Here is a 3,040-nt window from a genome sequence, read left to right on the forward strand (position 1 = left end):
GCCGATCTCGACGGTCTCGTCCTCGGCCACCTTGATGGAGGACAGCACTCCGGCGGCGGGGGAGGGGATCTCGGTGTCGACCTTGTCGGTGGAGACCTCAAGCAACGGCTCGTCGGCCTCGACGCTCTCGCCCTCGGCTTTGAGCCAGCGCGTGACGGTGCCCTCGGTCACGCTCTCGCCGAGCGCCGGCAGGGTTACGGAAACCGCCATGGTTTCGGTTGCTCCTATCGATCTTTGCGGATGGTGGGCGTGTCCGTGGCTCAGTCGTGAGCGTGGAGCGGCTTGCCGGCCAGCGCCAGGTGGGCTTCTCCGAGCGCCTCGTTCTGGGTCGGGTGGGCGTGGACGAGCTGGGCCACCTCGGCCGGCAGCGCCTCCCAGTTGTAGATCAGCTGTGCTTCGCCGACCTGCTCGCCCATGCGGTCGCCGACCATGTGCACGCCGACCACGGGGCCGTCCTTGACCTGGACGAGCTTGATCTCGCCCGAGGTCTTGAGGATCTTGCTCTTGCCGTTGCCCGCCAGGTTGTACTTCAGCGCCACGACCTTGTCGGCACCGTAGGTCTCCCTGGCCTTCTCCTCCGTGATGCCGACGGACGCGACCTCCGGGTGGCAGTACGTCACCCGCGGGACACCGTCGTAGTCGATCGGCACCACGTCGAGGCCGGCCAGCCGCTCCGCGATCAGGATGCCCTCGGCGAAGCCGACGTGCGCGAGCTGGAGCACCGGGGTCAGGTCCCCGACGGCGGAGATCGTGGGCACGTTCGTGCGCTTGTACGCGTCCGTGAGGACGAAGCCGCGCTCCATGGCAACGCCCTGCTCCTCGTAGCCGAGCCCCTGCGAGACCGGGCCGCGGCCGACCGCGACCAGCAGGATCTCGGCCTCGAACTCCTTGCCGTCCGCGAGGGTGACCTTGACGCCGTCCTGGGTGTACTCCGCCTTCTCGAAGAAGGTGCCCAGGTTGAACTTGATGCCCCGCTTGCGGAAGGCCCGCTCCAGCAGCTTGGAGCTGCTCTCGTCCTCCGCCGGGACCAGGTGCTTCAGGCCCTCGACGATCGTCACGTCGCTGCCGAAGGACTTCCACGCGGAGGCGAACTCCACGCCGATGACGCCGCCGCCCAGCACGATCGCCGACTTCGGCACCCGGTCCAGGACCAGCGCGTGCTCCGAGGCGATGATGCGGTTGCCGTCGATCTCCAGGCCCGGCAGCGACTTCGAGTACGAACCGGTGGCGAGCAGCACGTGCCGCCCGCTGTACCGCTGGCCGTTCACGTCCACCGAGGTCGGCGAGGACAGCCGGCCCTCGCCCTCCACGACGGTGACCTTGCGGGACGAGATCAGCCCCTGCAGGCCCTTGTAGAGGCCGGCGACCACGCCGTCCTTGTACTTGTGCACGCCGGCCATGTCGATGCCGTCGAGCGTCGTGTTCACTCCGAAGGATGCGCCTTCGCGCGCCTGGTCGGCGAGCTCCCCGGCGTGCAGCAGCGCCTTCGTCGGGATGCATCCGCGGTGCAGGCAGGTGCCGCCCACCTTGTCCTTCTCGATCAGGGCGACGTCAAGACCAAGCTGAGCACCTCGCAGGGCGGCGGCATAGCCGCCGCTGCCGCCTCCGAGGATCACCAGGTCGAAAACGGTGCTGGCGTCGTTCGCCACGTCACGTCCTCCATGCATGTGCGCCGGTGGCCGGCCGTGGTGCGGCCGGGCGGCGGCTCCTTATCGGCCGCTCTACTACTGAGGCCCTGTCCTGCCACCAGCCATCTTCGCACTTGTCGCCGGAAGACGGAGACGCGGGCCGCACCCCGCCGGCCCGGGAACCGGTCGCCGGCGGGCTGCGGCGCACGTCAGACCAGGTCGCCGTGCGCCGCCTCCTCGGCGATCGCGACGAGAGTGCGCACCGCGGAGCCGGTGCCGCCCTTGGGGGTGTAGCCGAACGGGCCGGCGGAGTTGAAGGCCGGGCCCGCGATGTCCAGGTGCGCCCAGGTGATGCCCTCGCCGACGAACTCCTCCAGGAAGAGCCCGGCCACCAGGCCGCCGCCCATCCGCTCGCCCATGTTGGCGATGTCGGCGATCGGGGACTCCATGCCCTTCTTCAGCTCCGGCGGCATCGGCATCGGCCAGGACTGCTCGCCCGCGGCCTCGGCGAGCACGTGGATCCGGGTCCGGAAGGCGTCGTCGTTGGCCATGATCCCGAAGGTGCGGTTGCCCAGGGCCAGCACCATGGCGCCGGTGAGCGTCGCCACGTCGATCATGTAGTCGGGCTTCTCCTCCGACGCCTTCGTCAGCGCGTCGGCGAGGACGAGCCGGCCCTCGGCGTCGGTGTTCAGCACCTCGACGGTCTTGCCGCTGTACATCCGCAGCACGTCGCCGGGGCGGGTGGCGGAGCCGGACGGCATGTTCTCGGCGAGCGCCAGCCAGCCGGTCACGTTCACCGGCAGGTCCAGCCGGGCGGCGGCGGAGACGGCGGAGAGCACGGCCGCGGCGCCGCTCATGTCGCACTTCATCGTCTCGTTGTGGCCGGCCGGCTTGAGCGAGATGCCGCCCGAGTCGTACGTGATGCCCTTGCCGACCAGCGCGATCGTCTGCGTCGCCTTCGGGTGCCGGTGCTCCAGGCGGACCAGCCGGGGCGGGGTCTGCGAGCCCTGGCCGACGCCGAGGAGGCCGCCGTAGCCGCCCTTGGCGAGCGCCTTCTCGTCCGTCACCGCGACCTTGAAGCCGTGCTCCTTGCCGGCCTGCTGGGCGGCGGCGGCGAAGCCGGTGGGGTCGAGGTCGTTGGAGGGGAGGTTGATCAGGTCGCGGGCGCGGTTGACCTCCTCGGCGAGCACGGTGGCGCGCTCGACGGCGGTGCGGTGGGCCTTGTCGCGCTTGCCGCCGAGGAGGGCGATCTCGGCGAGCGGGGCCTTGGCGCCGCCGTTCGCCCTGCTCTTCGCGCCCTTGCCGCCCTTGGCGGCCTTGGTGCCCTTGGCGTCGGCGGCCGCGGCGTCGGCGCCGCCGTCGCGGTAGGTGTTGAAGGCGTACGCGCCGAGCAGCGCGCCCTCCGCCACGGC

At 70.8% G+C, this 3,040-nt stretch carries 3 protein-coding genes; all 3 read right to left on the reverse strand.

Translation table 11 applies throughout. The features are described 5' to 3' along the window. The coding region (locus H5J30_RS24420; RefSeq protein ID WP_309505618.1) for a biotin/lipoyl-containing protein at positions 1-210 on the reverse strand (210 nt) is incomplete at its 3' end. A 50-nt stretch (positions 211-260) separates the two neighbouring features. Beyond that, complete coding sequence (lpdA, locus tag H5J30_RS24425) at positions 261-1,649, reverse strand: dihydrolipoyl dehydrogenase (RefSeq protein ID WP_181789517.1); 1,389 nt, start codon at positions 1,647-1,649, stop codon at positions 261-263. Between the two features lie 188 nt (positions 1,650-1,837). Then, positions 1,838-3,040 (reverse strand): leucyl aminopeptidase (locus H5J30_RS24430; RefSeq protein WP_181789518.1); only part of this gene is annotated, 1,203 nt, incomplete at its 5' end.

This window comes from Streptomyces phytophilus, from assembly GCF_013870535.1.
GTDB lineage: Bacteria > Actinomycetota > Actinomycetes > Streptomycetales > Streptomycetaceae > Streptomyces > Streptomyces phytophilus.